The organism is Aeromonas ichthyocola (genome assembly GCF_046087985.1).
GTDB lineage: Bacteria > Pseudomonadota > Gammaproteobacteria > Enterobacterales > Aeromonadaceae > Aeromonas > Aeromonas rivipollensis.
Genome location: NZ_JBJSWH010000007.1, coordinates 241542 through 257997 on the forward strand (window position 1 = coordinate 241542; position 16456 = coordinate 257997).

11 protein-coding genes, 1 tRNA gene and 2 pseudogenes are annotated in these 16456 nt (G+C 61.4%); 8 read left to right on the forward strand and 6 right to left on the reverse strand.

The annotated features are described in order from the left end of the window. Window positions 1-132 precede the first annotated feature (132 nt). From ACF2JD_RS20180 to pepA, 3 genes are all read right to left on the reverse strand, one after another. Window positions 133-2985, reverse strand: a complete 2853-nt coding sequence (locus ACF2JD_RS20180) for a valine--tRNA ligase (protein ID WP_440988064.1) — start codon at window positions 2983-2985, stop codon at window positions 133-135. 65 nt (window positions 2986-3050) lie between these two features. After that, a complete protein-coding gene (locus ACF2JD_RS20185; protein WP_440988065.1) occupies window positions 3051-3506 on the reverse strand; it encodes a DNA polymerase III subunit chi in 456 nt (151 codons plus the stop codon). Window positions 3507-3755: 249 nt separating this feature from the next. Then, window positions 3756-5267: a leucyl aminopeptidase gene (gene pepA / locus ACF2JD_RS20190; RefSeq protein ID WP_041206455.1), complete on the reverse strand. Its 1512-nt coding sequence runs from the start codon at window positions 5265-5267 to the stop codon at window positions 3756-3758. A gap of 172 nt (window positions 5268-5439) precedes the next feature. Here pepA and lptF point away from each other — a divergent pair, with 172 nt between their 5' ends. Continuing rightward, window positions 5440-6552 (forward strand): LPS export ABC transporter permease LptF, encoded by a 1113-nt coding sequence (gene lptF, locus ACF2JD_RS20195; RefSeq protein ID WP_440988066.1) that lies wholly within the window; start codon window positions 5440-5442, stop codon window positions 6550-6552. A gap of 135 nt (window positions 6553-6687) precedes the next feature. Then, window positions 6688-7759: pseudogene (gene lptG, locus ACF2JD_RS20200) on the forward strand (LPS export ABC transporter permease LptG). A gap of 71 nt (window positions 7760-7830) precedes the next feature. Here lptG and ACF2JD_RS20205 read toward each other — a convergent pair. Further along, window positions 7831-8349 (reverse strand): RDD family protein, encoded by a 519-nt coding sequence (locus ACF2JD_RS20205; RefSeq protein ID WP_162520007.1) that lies wholly within the window; start codon window positions 8347-8349, stop codon window positions 7831-7833. Window positions 8350-8491: 142 nt separating this feature from the next. Here ACF2JD_RS20205 and ACF2JD_RS20210 point away from each other — a divergent pair. After that, window positions 8492-8576 (forward strand) — tRNA-Leu (locus ACF2JD_RS20210). 65 nt (window positions 8577-8641) lie between these two features. On the opposite strand, the gene ACF2JD_RS20215 is transcribed toward ACF2JD_RS20210, so the two are convergent. Next, window positions 8642-9010 (reverse strand): VOC family protein, encoded by a 369-nt coding sequence (locus ACF2JD_RS20215; RefSeq protein ID WP_440988067.1) that lies wholly within the window; start codon window positions 9008-9010, stop codon window positions 8642-8644. Window positions 9011-9554: 544 nt separating this feature from the next. Here ACF2JD_RS20215 and amt point away from each other — a divergent pair. The 3 genes from amt (at window position 9555) to ACF2JD_RS20230 (ending at window position 13200) form a co-directional block, all read left to right on the forward strand. Beyond that, window positions 9555-10982, forward strand: coding sequence for an ammonium transporter (amt, locus tag ACF2JD_RS20220; RefSeq protein ID WP_139436913.1), 1428 nt, complete (start codon window positions 9555-9557; stop codon window positions 10980-10982). A 234-nt stretch (window positions 10983-11216) separates the two neighbouring features. Continuing rightward, complete coding sequence (rlmD, locus tag ACF2JD_RS20225; RefSeq protein WP_440988068.1) at window positions 11217-12569, forward strand: 23S rRNA (uracil(1939)-C(5))-methyltransferase RlmD; 1353 nt, start codon at window positions 11217-11219, stop codon at window positions 12567-12569. 121 nt (window positions 12570-12690) lie between these two features. Then, complete coding sequence (locus tag ACF2JD_RS20230; protein ID WP_404836423.1) at window positions 12691-13200, forward strand: GNAT family N-acetyltransferase; 510 nt, start codon at window positions 12691-12693, stop codon at window positions 13198-13200. Between the two features lie 225 nt (window positions 13201-13425). Here ACF2JD_RS20230 and tppF read toward each other — a convergent pair whose 3' ends face one another. Then, a complete protein-coding gene (tppF, locus tag ACF2JD_RS20235) occupies window positions 13426-14040 on the reverse strand; it encodes a type IVa pilus pseudopilin TppF (RefSeq protein WP_440988069.1) in 615 nt (204 codons plus the stop codon). A 41-nt stretch (window positions 14041-14081) separates the two neighbouring features. On the opposite strand from tppF, the pseudogene ACF2JD_RS20240 reads away from it, so the two are divergent. Next, window positions 14082-14854 (forward strand): annotated as a pseudogene (locus ACF2JD_RS20240) (TatD family hydrolase). Between the two features lie 228 nt (window positions 14855-15082). Continuing rightward, window positions 15083-16357 carry a NupC/NupG family nucleoside CNT transporter gene (locus ACF2JD_RS20245; RefSeq protein ID WP_106885034.1) on the forward strand — a complete coding sequence of 425 codons (1275 nt, stop codon included), beginning with the start codon at window positions 15083-15085 and terminating at the stop codon, window positions 16355-16357. The last annotated feature ends 99 nt before the right edge of the window (window positions 16358-16456 follow it).

Sequence of the window (16456 nt, forward strand, 5' to 3'; positions counted from 1 at the left end):
ACAAGAGGGCATGAGCCCCTCATGGACTCGTCGTCAGATTGGCAGCGGGACTATATAAGCGGGCTTGTCATCCGGGGGCGGAAAATGAAAAGCCCCCGATAGACGGGGGCTTTTTGGACTGGCGATGGGCACTTAGAGCGCCGCGATCTCGGCCTGCTGGGCTTCCAGCTTGGTCAGCTGGAGACGGTAATCTTCCAGCTTCTCGCGCTCCTTGGCGATGACGGCGTCCGGCGCCTTGGCGACGAAGGCCTCGTTGCCGAGCTTGCCTTCGATACGGCCGCATTCACCGACGAGACGGGCAACCTCTTTGGCCAGACGGGCCAGTTCGGCCTCCTTGTCGATGAGACCCGCCATGGGGATCATCAGCTCGGTGGCACCGATCAGCTTCTTCACCGACAGGGGGGCGACTTCACCGTCCGCCAGCACGCGGATGGACTCCAGACGGGCCAGGGACTTGAGGAAGGCCTCGTTGTCACCGGCGCGCTGGGCGTCCTTGCCATCGCACTTGAGCAGCACGTTGAGGGCGACGCTCGGCGCCACGTTCATCTCGGCGCGGATGTTGCGGATGCCGACGATGAACTCCTTCACCCACTCCTGATCCGCCATGGCGGCATCGTCTACCTTGGCGGCATCGAATTGGGGGAAGGCCTGCAGCATTATGGTGTCGGCGTTGACACCGGCCAGCGGGGCCACCGACTTCCAGATGGTCTCGGTGATGAAGGGGATGATGGGGTGCGCCAGGCGCAGCAGGGTTTCCAGCACAGTCACCAGGGTGTGACGGGTGGCACGCTGCTCGGCCTCTGAGCCCTTGCCCAGCACCGGCTTGGTCAGCTCCAGATACCAGTCGCAGAACTGGTTCCAGATAAATTCGTACAGCACACCGGCCGCGATATCGAAGCGGTAGGTATCGAGCGCGGTACGGAAGTCACGAATGGCCACCTGCAGCTGGGACTGGATCCAGCGATCCGCCAGGCTGAACTGCATCTCGCCACCGTGCAGACCGCAATCCTGATCCTCGGTGTTCATCAGCACGTAGCGGGAGGCGTTCCACAGCTTGTTGCAGAAGTTGTTGTAGCCGTCCAGGCGCTTCATGTCCCAGTTGATGTCACGACCTGTGCTGGCCAGCGCCGCCAGGGTGAAGCGCAGTGCGTCGGTGCCGTGGGCCTCGATCCCTTCCGGGAACTGCTTGGCGGTACGCTTGCCGATCTTCTCGGCCATCTGCGGCTGCATCATGTTGCCGGTGCGCTTCTCCAGCAGATCTTCCAGGGAGATGCCGTCGATCATGTCGAGGGGATCCAGCACGTTGCCCTTGGACTTGGACATCTTCTGGCCTTCTTCGTCACGGATAAGGCCGGTGATGTAGACGGTCTTGAACGGGACCTGCGGCTGACCGTTCTCGTCCTTGATGAAGTGCATGGTCATCATGATCATCCGGGCAATCCAGAAGAAGATGATGTCGAAGCCGCTCATCAGCACGTCGGTCGGGTGGAAGGTCTTGAGCGCCTCTGTGTTGTTCGGCCAGCCGAGGGTGGAGAAGGTCCACAGGGCGGAGCTGAACCAGGTGTCGAGCACGTCTTCGTCCTGACGCAGTGTGGTCACGGACGGTATGCTGTGCTTGGCACGCACTTCCGCCTCGTCACGGCCCACGTAGACGTTGCCGGCGTCGTCATACCAGGCCGGGATGCGGTGACCCCACCACAGCTGACGGGAGACGCACCAGTCCTGAATGTCGCGCATCCAGGAGAAGTACATGTTCTCGTACTGCTTGGGCACGAACTGGATGCGGCCATCTTCCACCGCCTCGATGGCGGTCTTGGCCATGGGTGCCACGCGCACGTACCACTGGTCGGTCAGCATGGGCTCGATGGGCACGCCGCCGCGATCGCCGTAGGGCTGCTGCAGCACGTGATCCTTGATTTCGGCCAGGAGGCCCAGCTCGTCCAGCCTGGCGACTATGGCCTTGCGGGCGGCGAAGCGCTCCATGCCGGCGAACTCGCTCGGCAGGGCGGCGTCATAGGCGGTGCTGGGGTTGCCGTTGGTGTCGACCACTTCGGCCTCGGCGCGCACGTGGGCGTCCAGGGTGAAGATGTTGATCATCGGCAGGTTGTGGCGCTTGCCCACTTCGTTATCGTTGAAGTCGTGGGCCGGGGTGATCTTCACGCAGCCGGTGCCCTTCTCCATGTCGGCGTGTTCGTCGGCGACGATGGGGATCAGACGGTTCACCAGCGGCAGCAGTATGTGCTGGCCGATCAGCGCCTTGTAGCGCGGGTCTTCCGGGTTCACGGCGACCGCGGTGTCACCCAGCATGGTTTCCGGACGAGTGGTGGCGACGATCAGGTGATCCTGGCCCTCGGCGGTCTTGGCGCCGTTGGCCAGCGGGTAGCGCAGGTGCCACATGTGGCCCTTGATCTCGCGGTTTTCCACTTCCAGATCGGAGATGGCGGTGTTGAGCTTGGGATCCCAGTTCACCAGACGCTTGCCGCGGTACATCAGGCCATCTTCATACAGACGCACGAAGACTTCCTGCACGGCCGCCGAGAGACCCTCATCCATGGTGAAGCGCTCGCGCTCCCAGTCCACGGAGTCGCCGAGGCGGCGCATCTGGCGGGTGATGGTGCCGCCGGACTCTTCCTTCCACTGCCAGATCTTGTCGATGAAGGCATCACGGCCGTAGTCGTGACGGGTCTTGCCCTCTTCGGCGGCGATCTTGCGCTCAACCACCATCTGGGTGGCGATACCGGCGTGGTCGGTGCCCGCCTGCCACAGGGTGTTCTTGCCCTGCATGCGGTTGTAACGGATCAGGGTGTCCATCAGGGTCTGCTGGAAGGCGTGACCCATGTGCAGGCTGCCGGTGACGTTCGGCGGCGGGATCATGATGCAGAAGGAGTCTTTGCTGGTGTCGCCGTGGGGCTTGAAGTAACCCTGGGCTTCCCAGTGCTGATAGAGCGCCTGTTCGATGGCGTTGTGATTAAAAGTCTTTTCCATGGTCTCGCCGTATTCTGGATGGATGGAGTCTGGTGTTGAGTCGTCGTGGATCGAGGGTGGCGCAGTCAGGGCTGCGCCGGATCCTGTGCGGCAAGGACGGGCTGATCCCTCATTTCGAGGGTGTGGCCCGCCTGGCGATAGTGCTTGTAGCGCTCGCGGGCTTGCTGCTTTTGCGTTTCGTCAGTGGGGACAAAATCTACCACTTGAGCGAAGTGTCCTGCAAACAAAGGTGTCTGCTCGGCCAGGTTGATGAGGCGGGCATAGCGCCGTTTCGGCGGCTGATGGCCTATCTCCACCGGGGCCTGGCCGCTCTCTCCCTGCAACTGGTGCGGCACGAAACGATCCGGTGGCAGTTGCCACAAGAGCTCGTCCAGGCGCAGGGCCTGGGCCTCGTCGTTGCAAAACAGATAGAGGTGGCCGGCACTCCAGCCATTGGCCGCAAGCTGGCAGGCGAGGCGTTCGACCGCAGACGCCTGCGTGTCGTCCGGCTCACTCATCAGGTAAAAGGTCACTTGGCTCATCAGGTTGGTCCCGTTTGGCTGTGACGGACAGCGATTGGCCGTCTGCGGGGAGCCGTGCCAGGCACGGTCTTCCCGGATTCTCTCAATGAAACAAGGAAGAGGCAGGCCTCTTCCTTGTGGTACCACTCCCCTGATGCGGGCATCCGAAGAGAGGGGTTACTCCTTGTCTTCGACATCCGCCACGCCGGCTCGATTGAGCAGGAAAATGCTGGCTCGGCAGGGGCAACGGACTGTCGGGCAAGGATGGTTTTACTCTTTATCCTCAACGTCTGCCACGCCAGCTCGATTGAGCAGGAACTGGGTCAGCAGGGGCACGGGGCGACCGGTGGAGCCTTTATCCTTGCCGCTCTTCCAGGCGGTCCCTGCGATGTCGAGGTGGGCCCAGTTGTACTTCTTGGTGAAGCGCGACAGGAAGGCGGCGGCCGTGATGGTGCCGGCCGGACGGCCGCCGATGTTGGCCATGTCGGCGAACGGGCTCTCCAACTGCTCCTGATACTCGTCGAACAGCGGCAGGCGCCAGGCGCGATCGCCGGCCTGCTCGGAGGCGTTGAGCAGCTCGTGGGCCAGGGGGTTGTGGTTGGCCAGCAGGCCCGAGGTGTGGTGACCCAGGGCTATGATGCAAGCGCCAGTCAGGGTCGCTACGTCGATCACGGTTTCGGGATCGTAGCGATCCACATAGGTGAGGGCATCACACAGCACCAGGCGGCCCTCGGCGTCGGTGTTGAGCACCTCGACGGTCTGGCCGGACATGGTGGTGAGGATGTCACCGGGGCGATAGGCGTTGCCGCCCGGCATGTTCTCGCAGCCCGCCAGCACGCCGATGACGTTGATGGGCAGCTGCAACTGGGCCAGGGCGTGCATGGTGCCGAGCACGGAGGCGGCGCCCCCCATGTCGTACTTCATCTCGTCCATGCCATCCGCCGGCTTGATGGAGATGCCGCCGGAGTCGAAGGTCAGCCCCTTGCCCACCAGCACTATGGGCTTGGCATCGGCGTTGCCCTTGTACTCTATGATGGCCATCATGGCTTCGTTCTCGGAGCCGCGGGCCACCGCCAGGTAGGAGTTCATGCCGAGTTCGGCCATCTCCTGCTCACCGATCACCTTGGTGGTGATGTTGTCATAGGCATCCGCCAGACGGCGGGCCTGGGAGGCGAGGTAGGCTGGATTGCAGACGTTGGGCGGCATGTTCGCCACGTCGCGGCAGATGCGAACCCCTTTGGCCACGGCCAGGCCGTGGGTGATGGCGCGCTCGCCTATGGTCAGTTCCCGACGCGTCGGCACGTTGAATACCAGCTTGCGCAACGGGCGGCGCGGCTCGGCCTTGTTAGTCTTGAACTGATCGAAGCTGTAGAGGCCCGCCTTGGTGGTTTCCACCGCCTGACGCACCTTCCAGTAGGTATCCCGGCCCTTGACGTGCAGCTCGGTCAGGAAGCAGACGGCTTCCATGGACCCGGTCTCGTTCAGGGTGGTGATGGTCTTGTTGATGATCTGCTTGTACTGGCGTTCGTCGAGTTCCCGCTCCTTGCCGCAACCGACCAGCAGTACGCGCTCGCTGAGCACGCCCGGTACTTGATGCAGCAACAGCATCTGGCCTGGTTTGCCTTCCAGATCGCCGCGGCGCAGCAGCGAGCTGAGGTAGCCGTCGCTGATCTTGTCCAGCTGTTCGGCAACCGGAGAGAGGCGGCGAGGCTCAAAAACGCCGACCACGACGCAGGCGCTGCGTTGCTTCTCAGGACTGCCACTCTTTACACTGAACTCCATGGAATCTCCTACATCCTAAAGACAAAAGGCACCATTTATTGAATAATGCGGTGCTTGTTGGGGTATCAGAGGCGGAGCGAACAGCCACAGGCTCCGCAGTTCAAACTGGTAAAAATCCAATATAGGGCCCTATTTTTCAGGCATTCGACTAAAAACACAAGTTTACTTGGGAATGACTGTGATCGTTTTCCGATATTTGTTCAGGGAGACCCTGAAAACCCAGCTGGCGGTGCTGTTCGTACTGCTGCTTATCTTCGTCAGCCAGCAATTTATCCAGATCATTGGCGACGCCGCCGATGGCGAGGTGCCGACGCGCCTGGTTTCCACCCTGCTGCTGCTCAACCTGCCGAATATGGCCCTGTTGATGCTGCCTATCAGTCTGTTTTTAGCCATTCTGTTTGCTCACGGTCGTTTGTATGCGGAAAGCGAGATGACGGTGATGCATGCGGTGGGCTTCAGCCACCGCTTCGTGATGGGTAGCGCCATGCTGCTGGCCTTGCTGACGGCCGCCGTGGCGGCCTTCAACACCGGCTGGATAGCCCCTCAGGCCAAGGAGCGCGAGTACCAGGTGATCGATGAGTTCAAGGCCGATCCGGGTATCTCCTTCCTGCAGGCCGGTCGTTTCATGGAGCTCGACAAGGGGCGCCTGGTGGCCTACATCCAGGATCTGAACGACAAGGGCTCCGAGCTGCAGAAGATCTTCGTGCTGCAGCGCGCCGAAGGGGGCTCTCCCCCTTCAGTGGTGGTGGCCAACGAGGGACAGGTGACGGCCGACAGCAACGGCTTGCAGTGGCTGACCCTGAAGGATGGCTCCCGCTACGAGGGCCAGTTCACCGGCAAGCAGTTCCAGGTCTCCGACTTCAGCGAATACAGCCTGGTGATCCGTCAGCAGGAGATGGAGCGATCCAACCGCAAGGCGGCGGCCAAGCCGACCCTGGAGTTGCTCGGCACCCAGGACAACCAGCTGATGGCCGAGCTGCAGTGGCGCCTGTCGCTGCCCTTCTCCATCCTGGTGCTCACCTTCCTGGTGGTGCCGCTGGCCCGGGTCAACCCCCGCCAGGGGCGTTATGCCAAGCTGCTGCCGGCCATACTGCTCTATCTCTCCTATTTCCTGCTGCTCAGTGCCGCTCGTTCGGCCATCGACAGCGGGCGTCTGCCCCACTGGCCCGGCATGTTCCTGGTGCCGCTGATTTATCTGCTGCTGATCGGGGTGCCGCTCAACCTGCAGGGCACCAGCTGGTGGAACGGGGTCAAGGGCCACTTTGTCAAAGGCAAGTCAGCATGATGCTGCAACATAGGAGTTTCTGCTGATGTTCGGCATTCTCGATAGTTATGACAGTCGGGTCATTTTTGATGCCGATCTGGTGCACCGCATTGCAGGAGAAATCAGCATGAAGCTACAAGATAGGGGTCTCGGCTGATGTTCGGCATTCTCGATAGATACATCGGTCGGGTCATCTTCATGTCGATCCTGCTGTGCGAACTGACCCTGGTCGGGCTGGCGGCGCTCATCAAATATGTGGAGCAGCTCAGGGCCGTGGGGGAGGGCAACTACGACATGCTCAACGCCCTCTACTTCGTGCTGCTCTCCATGCCCAAGGAGGCTGTGCTCTTCTTCCCGCTGGCGGCCTTGCTGGGGGGCCTCATCGGCCTCGGTCAGCTGGCGACCAGCTCCGAGCTGGTGGTGATGCAGGCATCGGGCCGCTCCAAGATCAGCATCGTCATGGCGGCGCTCAAGACGGCTATCCCCCTGATGCTGCTGGTAGGCCTGATGGGCGAATACGTGGCCCCGGCCGCCAAGCGGATGGCGGATGACATCAAGGCGGGCGCCATGTCGGAAGGGCGGCTGACCGTCTCGGCCTACGGTGTCTGGGCGCGGGATGGCAACAACTTCGTCAACATCAACGGGGTGCGTAACGACGGCGCCCTGACCGGCATCACCCTGTATCGTTTCACCCCGTCCCGTAATCTGATCGACGTGGTCCAGGCGCAGGAGGGGGTGTTCGAGCAGCATCACTGGCTGCTCAAGCAGGTGCACATCACCCGTTTCGACGATCCCAAGCAGATCCTGGACGAGAAACATGCCGGAGATGGCGTGGCAGTCTGAGCTGACCCCCAAACAGCTGGGGGTGGTGAGCATAGACCCCGAGAACCTGCCTATCTCGGGACTGCGGGACTATATCGGCTATCTGGATGCCAACAAGCAGGATGCCGGGCGCTACAAGCTGGAGATGTGGCGCAAGCTGCTGTCGCCGCTCTCCGTGGTGGCCATGATTTTACTCGCCTCCTCCTTCATCTTCGGCCCGCTGCGCTCGGTGAGCATGGGGGCCCGGATGCTGATGGGGATCATGACCGGCTTCGCCGTCTATGTGAGCGATCGGGTATTCGGCCCCGTCAGCCTGGTGTATGCGGTGCCACCCATCCTTGCGGCCATAGCCCCCAGTCTGCTGTTTGGCGGCATCTCCTTCTATATCCTGAGCCGCAAGCAGTAGCGGCCTGTATTGGCCAACAAGAAGGGCACCCAGTGGGTGCCCTTCTTGTTTCTCATCTCGTACTCACTGGGTCACTTGTTCAGCTGCTCCAGGTTCTCCTGCTTGCTCAGCACCACCACTTCACACTCGGCCCAGATGTCCTGGAAGGCGCGGGGCCGCTCGCGATTGAACACGCACATCAGGTTGCCGAGGCCGAATGCCGAGGTTGCGAGCCGGATCAGGGCCTGGGTGATGCGAATGTTGCTGCCGTCCAGATTCTGGATGCGCAGGCGCCAGGCACGCATGCCTATGGTCTGGCCGGCACGGGTCCAGAACCAGGTGTAGAAGCCGCAGATCACCAGGGCGAGCCAGGCGCTGTAGAGGGGGCTGGTCAGCAGCCAGGCCGCATCCTTGCCCTCGGGGACTGTCGCCATCCCGGTGGCCAGCAGCAGGTACGCTACCCCCATGCCGATGAAACCGGCGATGATCAGCAAGGCGATGACCACCAGGTAGTCATAGAGCAGGGCACCCAGGCGCCGCAGCAGGCCGGCCGAAGGGTGCTGGTGCTGGGGGGGAGGCTGGAGAGAGGAGGGGGTCTTGCGCTTGGCCATGATGATTATTCCATTAATATGATGCGGGCATTCTATGTAACTGGCCGAACATCGGCAAGGCGTTGAATAATTGAGCAAACGGTGGCCGCGCAAGAAAAACACCTTGCATGCCAAAACGCCATTCGTATAATCCCTCGCAGTTGCCCGGGTGGCGAAATCGGTAGACGCAGCGGATTCAAAATCCGCCGTTGCAAGACGTGTCGGTTCGAGTCCGACCCCGGGCACCATTCAGATTCCATGACAAAAGGCCATCCTCGCGGATGGCCTTTTGTTTTTCTGCGCTCGCGGCCCTTCAGTCGATATTTTGCGCGATGCGCCACAGCACGCCGGAGGGGTCGTACAGGCAGAACTCCTTCATGCGCCAGGGCTGGGTGGCGATCTCGGTCACCCTGACGCCGTAGCGTGAGGCGACCTGGCTCGCCTCCACCTGGGCCCGCCAGGCGGCCACATCCTCCACCAGGATATGCATCATGAAGTGCTCGGCCAGTGCCTCGTGGTAATAGTCCTGCAGCAGGAAGCTCACCGCCCCGAAATGGAAGTAGGCCACCCCGTCGCCGTCGGAGGCCAGGGTGAACCCGAGATCCTGATAGAACTGCCTGGAGAGGCTGAAGCCGCGGGCAGGCACGAATGCCTTGATTTCGGTCACGGTGAGATTGGGCATGGGTTCCTCGTTCGGATGACAGGGCAAACCTGGTTGCGCCAGTATGGCCCGGAAGATCGGGCGCTGCATCCCCCTTTGTGATCCCCTTCTCCCCCTCGGATGGGTAAGTTCCCCCCTCTGTCATCATTTGGTTATTTAATGCAAACGCATCTTTCATTTGTTCAATAAATGAACTCGAGGGCAAAGCGGGCTGGCCGGGCCCCCATTGCCCCGGGATCCTCCCCGTTTGGCATGACCAGGTGCCATCTTGGTGCAGTTGCCCGGCGCTGCACAGCCGAAGTGCGCCCCCCTTACTGATAGTGGGCAGGATGCGCCAATATGGTGCATAAAATCGTGCGATCAAAGTCAACCAATTGAAAATAAAGGATTATATTTTTTGGCCTGCTTTATGCTTTAGATAAGCCAGGTCGCCATGAAGAGCCCGCCGAGTCATGCCCGAGGGGGTGGGCAAGCTGGATGTGACGATGCGTGCAAGTGGCCAAGTTTGACATTCATATCAGGAAATGGACCCGGCCGGGTGCCGGGACGACAAGGAGAGGGCTGTATGTTCAAGAGACTCGTAATGACTGGCCTGCTGGCGCTGAGCGCCACCATGGCTGCCCCAGGTTGGGCTGAAGAGGTGGCCGCGCAGGCCGAGGTGGTGCAGGCTGCCGCGACCGTGACCATCAACAAGGGGGACAACACCTGGCTGATGCTGGCGTCCGCCCTGGTGATCCTGATGTCCATCCCGGGGCTGGCCCTGTTCTACGGTGGCCTGGTGCGTGCCAAGAACATGCTGAGCGTGCTGATGCAGGTGTTCACCCTGTTCTGCCTGATCACTGTGCTCTGGGTCATCTACGGCTATTCGCTGACCTTCACCGAGGGCGGGGCCTTCTACGGTTCCTTCGACAAGCTGCTGCTGGTCGGGGTGACACCTGAGTCGATCGCCGCCACCTTCAGCAAGGGGGTGGGGATCAGCGAGTTCATCTATGTGGTGTTCCAGGGGGCCTTTGCCGCCATCACCTGCGGGCTCATCGTCGGTGCCTTCGCCGAGCGGATGAAGTTCTCTGCCGTGTTGCTGTTCGCCGTGATCTGGTTCACCTTCGCCTACATTCCGATGGCGCACATGGTGTGGTACTGGGCCGGTCCGGATGCCTACACGGATGCCGCCGCCGCCGAGGCTGCCGGTGCCACTGCAGGCTATCTGTTCCAGCACGGCGCCCTCGATTTCGCCGGCGGCACTGTGGTGCACATCAACGCGGCGGTCGCCGGTCTGGTCGGTGCCTTCATGGTCGGCAAGCGGGTTGGTTACGGTCGTGATCCCATGGCCCCCCACAGCCTGACCATGACCATGATAGGGGCCGCCCTGCTCTGGTTCGGCTGGTTCGGCTTCAACGCCGGCTCCGCGCTGGAAGCCAACGGCACCGCCGCCCTGGCCTTCGTCAACACCTGGCTGGCGCCGGCCGGTGCCGCGCTCTCCTGGACCTTGGCCGAATGGGTGATGAAGGGTCGTCCTTCCCTGCTGGGTGCCGTGTCCGGTGCGGTAGCGGGCCTGGTGGCCATCACTCCCGCCGCCGGTTTCGTCGGTGTCGGTGGTGCCCTCATCATAGGTCTGCTGAGCGGCGTGGCCGGTCTGTGGGGGGTGCATGGTCTCAAGCGCCTGCTGGGGGCCGATGACAGCCTGGACGTGTTCGGCCTGCACGGGGTGTGCGGCATCCTGGGGGCCGTGCTGACCGGGGTGTTCGCCAGCCCGGATCTGGGTGGCACCGGGGTGTGGGACTATGTGACCAATCAGGTGGCCGAGGGCTACTCCATCCTGACCCAGGTGAAGATCCAGGTCATAGGTGTGCTGGTGACGGTGGCATGGACTGCCCTGGTCTCCGCCGTGGCCTACAAGCTGGTGGATCTGCTGATTGGCCTGCGGGTCAAGGAAGATGCCGAGCGGGAAGGGCTGGATGTCACCAGCCATGGGGAGAAAGCCTACAGCCTGTGATCCCCTCGGGCTACCGTTGACCACCTGCCGCCGGCCTTGTCCGGCGGTTTTTTTATGGCGACCCATGAGGCGCCCCCCATCCAGAGTCCCCAGATCCCGCCCGTCGTTATTTCCTTCAAGGGGTGTTTTATGCCTGCAATTTGGCCGGATCTCCGCTAAACTCTGCCACCCTTTATTTGGGGTAGCCGGGTCAGCCCTGCTTCCACCCTTTCTTCTATGCCTTCGGAGCCGCTCATGCCGTTAGTGGGACACCAACATCAGATCGATATTCAGGAACTGACCGACAAGGGGGATGGCAAGGGTCGCCTGTTCGATCGCCCCCTGTTTGTCGAGGGTCTGCTGCCCGGTGAGCAGGCGCTGGTCGAGTTGACCGAGGTCAAGCCGAACTATCTGCACGGCAAGCTGGTCGAGCTGACCCAGCCGTCCGCCGACAGGGTTCCCGACTTCTGCCCCAACACAGAGTGTGGTGGCTGCCAGGTGCGCCCGCTGGCCTATCCGGCCCAGCTCAAGCTGAAACAATCCCTGGTGCAGAGCGCGCTGGAGCAGGTCGGGCTGGGTGAGACCCAGGTCAACCGCATCCTCGGCATGGACAGCCCCTTCGCCTACCGCAACAAGGCGCAGTACGCCGTGCGTGACAGCGAGGCGGGGGCCGAGATCGGCTTCTATCGCAAGCACTCCCATGATCTCATCACCGCCGACGACTGCGCGGTGCAGGACTCCCTGCATGTGGAGCTCAATGCCCGGGTGCGTGGCTGGATGCGCGCGCACGACATTGCCGCCTATGACGAGGTGGCCCACACCGGCTGCGTGCGCAACCTGATGACCCGCAAGGGCTTCAAGAGCGGCGAGCTGATGGTGGTGCTGGTGACCCTGGGTGAGGCGCTGCCCTTCGAGGCCGAACTGCTGGCGGCTCTGAGCGATCTGCCCATCACTACCCTGGTGCAGAACATCAATGACGAGCGCACCAACCGCATCCTGGGAACGAGCAACCGCGTGCTGCTGGGGGAAGGGGTGATCCGCGACAAGATCCACGAGCTCGCGTTCGAGATCTCGCCCCTCTCCTTCTTCCAGAACAACCCGAGCCAGACCGATGTGCTCTACACCAAGGCGCTGGAATACAGCGAGCTGACCGGCAACGAGACTGTGTTCGATATCTATTGCGGCATAGGCACCATCTCCCTGTTCCTGGCTGGCAAGGCCGCCAAGGTGGTGGGCATCGAGTCGGTGGAGAGCGCCATCAGCGATGCCCGCCGCAACGCCGCCCTGAACGGCATAGAGCACACCGAATTCCACGTGGGCAAGGCCGAGCAGCTGATGCCCGAGCTGCACGCCCAGGGCGTGACCGCCGATGTGGTGGTGCTGGATCCGCCCCGCAAGGGCTGTGACAAGGCGGTGCTGCAGACCCTGGTCGCCATGGCGCCGCGCCGCCTGGTCTATGTCTCCTGCAACCCCCAGACCCTGGCCCGGGATCTCGCCTGGCTGGTCAAGCAGGGCTTCGTGCTGGACGAGGTGCAGCCGGTGGACATGTTCCCGCACTCCATGCACGTGGAAGCAGTCGCCCGCCTGAGCCTGCCAGCGAAAGACTGAGCAGGCTGCTGTGCCATGAGGGCATGGCATTAGCCAGATGGCTCTGATAAAACGACTCCCGTTGGAGTCGTTTTTTTATGGCCGTGTACCGGCATAACAACCAGGCAGGGAGGGCAGGGTGATGATTCGTTTGGCGGATGTGGAGGATGCAGCGGCGCTGGATTACTTCTTTGGGCAACTGGATCGGGAGACCCGCTTCATGCTCTATGAGGCGGGGGAGCGCCCCTCCGATATCGAGGGGCAGCGCCAGCGTCTGGCCGCCATGCAGGGGACGGCCAACCAGCGAATGTGGCTGCTGGTGCTGGCCGGAGAGGTGCAGGGTTTTGCCGTGCTCATCGGAGGCGGCCTGGCGCGCAACCGACACTGCGCCCTGGTGGTGATGGGATTGCGGTCGAGTGCGCGCGGCCAGGGCTGGGGCGAGCGGCTGCTGCGTACCCTGATCGCGAGCGCGCCGGATTGCGGCATCAGCAGACTGGAGCTGGGGGTGATGGCCCATAACGAGGTGGCTCATTCACTTTATCGCAAGTGCGGTTTCCGGGATGAGGGGCTGCGGCGGCAGGCGTATCGGCTGGATGAGGGCTATGTCGACGAGATCAGCATGGGGCTGCTGTTGCCGTTCATGGCCCCATGACGCCGCTGGGCCCGTGAGGCTGGTCCGGCGCGCGCGATTGGGGCAGGCTGTATCGGGAGAATGACTGAGACGAGGAGGGGCCCATGAAGGGGATATTGCTGCGTTGGCTGGCTCGCTACGATGCCTGGTGCCAGGAGTGGGGACTGGTGCCCGAGAACCGGCGCTGCTGCGCGCCGGTGCGACATGATGAGGACGAGAAAGCCTCAGACAGGGGCGAGGCTGGCCTCACTGAAAATTGCGCGTCACGGCCCCGTTAACGCTGTTGTACTCAAATCCCAACCCGTCCGGATAAGCGGGGAAGCGGCCGATGGAGTCGCGCAGGGTATAGCGGCAGTTGTCGTGGCGAAGCTTGCCATCAGCCTGCCCGTCTACCGGGATGAGCCGGGAAATGTAGTCACTCTTTGAATCTTTATGACGTTCATCGGCCGCCGTCAGATCGGTATCGAGCAGGGCGCCGAACAGGCTCTCGCAGTCATCCCGGCTGCTGACGGAGATCTGATCGCTGTCGCCACCGGGGAAGACTGCATCAGGGAGTTGACCACCCTGATCCTCCTTGGTGCCCACCGGCCAGCCGTGGCTGTTGATGTCGAGATCCTGCTTGCCCATGCCGCTAAAGTTATAGAGTGCCAGCGGCTCCCCCTTCACCTTGACCGCCCAGCCCGCATGGGCGAGTTGCACGGCGCTGGCAAAACTGCCTGCGGTCGCCGAGACGCTGCTCTTGAGCGCATCGTCCTGGATGTTGATGAAGCGGGGCAGGGCGGTGACAGCCAGTATGGCCAGCACCACGATGACCAGCACCAGTTCTAGCAGGGTAAAGCCGTTGTTTTTGTTGTTCATCATGTTCAATGACCCATTAAATACCGCAAACAGGTAAGAGCGACATGCAGCTGATAGATACCCATTGCCATCTCGATTTTCCGGTCTTCGACCAGGACAGGGAGGCGCTGCTGGCCCGTTGCCAGCTAGGGGTGACGGAGTATATCATTCCCGCCATCGCAGAGGAAAACTGGGGACGGGTGATGGCACTGGCAGAGCAACATGACGGCCTCTTTTATGGTCTGGGTGTTCATCCCTGGTATGCCGGTGAACAGCGGGAGGGGGTGATGGAACGGCTGCGAACGCTGGTGATGCGTCCAACCTGCCGGGCTGGTAGCCATTGGCGAGTGCGGGCTGGACCTCCGTTCACAAGTGCCGCAGGAGGGGCAGCTTGCGCTGTTTGAGGCTCAGATCCGGCTGGCCATGCCGATGTCGGGCTGCCCCTGATGTCCACTCGGTGCGTGCCAATGACACTGTGGCCAAGCTGTTGCGCCGCTTCAAGCCGCCTCGTGGTGGGGTGATCCACGCCTTCAGCGGTTCGTTGCAGCAGGCGGAGGCTTTCTGGCAACTGGGCTTTCGACTCGGGGTGGGCGGGGTAATCAGTTTTGAGCGGGCGAACAAGACGCGAGAGGTATTTCGGGACATGCCGCTCGAGGCATTGGTGCTGGAAACCGATTCGCCAGATATGCCGTTGCAAGGCGCACAAGGCGCCCGAAATACCCCCGGAAGCCTGCCGAAAATAGCGGAACTGCTGGACGATTTGCGGATGAACCATCTGGCAGATGTTGCAAAGGTGTTATTTGAAACTGCCCGGCATATTTTCCATCACGACCAATAGCTATGAAACAAATTCGCAACACCTGATTAAGTTGTCAGGAAAAAAAATGAGCGTAAAAATCGTTTGCGGTCTAATTAAACGACACTTGGACATTTTGATAACGATAAAATGTGACCAGTATTCTATTTTGTCGCACCGTAATTAGTATAATGCGCACCCTTGATTAGCGGCTTTAATACACAAAACGTTAACAAGCTGGCAGGTGCTACTAAAGAGGAAGTGTTAATAATGAATCTGATAATGGGTCTGGTAGGGATGGCGACGCTCATCCTTATCGCGGTGCTGTTCTCCAGCAATCGCAAGGCAATCAAAATTCGTACCGTGGGCGGTGCCTTCGCCATTCAGGCAGGTCTGGGTGCCTTCGTGCTGTATGTCCCGGTTGGCCGGGATATTCTGGTGAGCGTGTCCGATGCCGTCTCCAGCGTCATCGGTTATGGTCAGAACGGTATCGAATTCCTGTTCGGTGGTCTGGTCAGCAACAAGATGTTCGAAGTGTTCGGTGGCGGTGGTTTCATCTTCGCCTTCCGTGTGCTGCCCGTCATCATCTTCTTCTCTTCCCTGATCGCGGTTCTTTATTACCTCGGCATCATGCAGTGGGTGATCAAGCTGCTGGGTGGTGGTCTGCAGAAGGTGCTGGGTACCTCCCGTACCGAATCCCTGTCTGCCACTGCCAACATCTTCGTCGGCCAGACTGAAGCCCCGCTGGTGGTGCGTCCCTTCATCTCCAAGATGACCGACTCCGAGTTGTTCGCCGTCATGTGTGGTGGCCTGGCCTCCGTTGCCGGCTCCGTGCTGGCCGGTTACGCCTCCATGGGCGTCAAGATGGAATACCTGATCGCCGCCTCCTTCATGGCTGCCCCGGGTGGTCTGCTGTTCGCCAAGCTGCTGGTACCGGAAACCGAGACCCCGAGCTACGACGAGAACTCCGCCGATGGCGAGCTGGACGACAAGCCTGCCAACGTGATCGACGCCGCCGCTGCCGGTGCCTCCGCCGGTCTGCAACTGGCCCTGAACGTGGGTGCCATGCTGCTGGCCTTCATCGGCCTCATCGCCATGATCAACGGCATCTTCTCCGGTGTGGGTGGCTGGTTCGGCATGCCTGAGCTCTCCCTGGAGCTGCTGCTGGGCTGGCTGTTCTCCCCGCTGGCCTTCCTGATCGGTGTGCCCTGGAGCGAAGCCGTGGTGGCCGGTTCCTTCATCGGTCAGAAGCTGGTGGTGAACGAGTTCGTGGCTTACCTGAACTTCGCCCCCTACCTGAAGGATGAAGTGCTGATCAACGGCGTGGCCATGTCCGACCACACCAAGGCCATCATCTCCTTCGCCCTGTGCGGCTTCGCCAACCTGTCCTCCGTTGCCATCCTGCTGGGTGGTCTGGGCTCCATGGCTCCGAACCGTCGCGGCACCATAGCGCGCTTCGGCCTGAAGGCCGTGCTGGCCGGCTCTCTGTCCAACCTGATGTCTGCCACCATCGCAGGCTTCTTCCTGGCACTGACAGCCATGTAATGCTTGTCTGACAGACAAGTTAAAACGAGCGCCACAGCGAAAAGCTGTGGCGTTCTCGTTTGGGGCGGTGACAACCGTTTTCCTTTCTAGACTAATAAT

Excerpts from the sequence above, each read along its gene's own strand:
- ACF2JD_RS20215 (WP_440988067.1), bottom strand. The coding sequence starts at position 9,010 with ATGCCCAATCTCACCGTGACCGAAATCAAGGCATTCGTGCCTGCCCGC.
- ACF2JD_RS20230 (WP_404836423.1), top strand. The coding sequence starts at position 12,691 with ATGATTCGTTTGGCGGATGTGGAGGATGCAGCGGCGCTGGATTACTTC.
- ACF2JD_RS20205 (WP_162520007.1), bottom strand. The coding sequence starts at position 8,349 with ATGGCCAAGCGCAAGACCCCCTCCTCTCTCCAGCCTCCCCCCCAGCAC.
- rlmD (WP_440988068.1), top strand. The coding sequence starts at position 11,217 with ATGCCGTTAGTGGGACACCAACATCAGATCGATATTCAGGAACTGACC.
- ACF2JD_RS20245 (WP_106885034.1), top strand. The coding sequence starts at position 15,083 with ATGAATCTGATAATGGGTCTGGTAGGGATGGCGACGCTCATCCTTATC.
- ACF2JD_RS20180 (WP_440988064.1), bottom strand. The coding sequence starts at position 2,985 with ATGGAAAAGACTTTTAATCACAACGCCATCGAACAGGCGCTCTATCAG.
- amt (WP_139436913.1), top strand. The coding sequence starts at position 9,555 with ATGTTCAAGAGACTCGTAATGACTGGCCTGCTGGCGCTGAGCGCCACC.
- ACF2JD_RS20185 (WP_440988065.1), bottom strand. The coding sequence starts at position 3,506 with ATGAGCCAAGTGACCTTTTACCTGATGAGTGAGCCGGACGACACGCAG.
- pepA (WP_041206455.1), bottom strand. The coding sequence starts at position 5,267 with ATGGAGTTCAGTGTAAAGAGTGGCAGTCCTGAGAAGCAACGCAGCGCC.
- tppF (WP_440988069.1), bottom strand. The coding sequence starts at position 14,040 with ATGATGAACAACAAAAACAACGGCTTTACCCTGCTAGAACTGGTGCTG.
- lptF (WP_440988066.1), top strand. The coding sequence starts at position 5,440 with ATGACTGTGATCGTTTTCCGATATTTGTTCAGGGAGACCCTGAAAACC.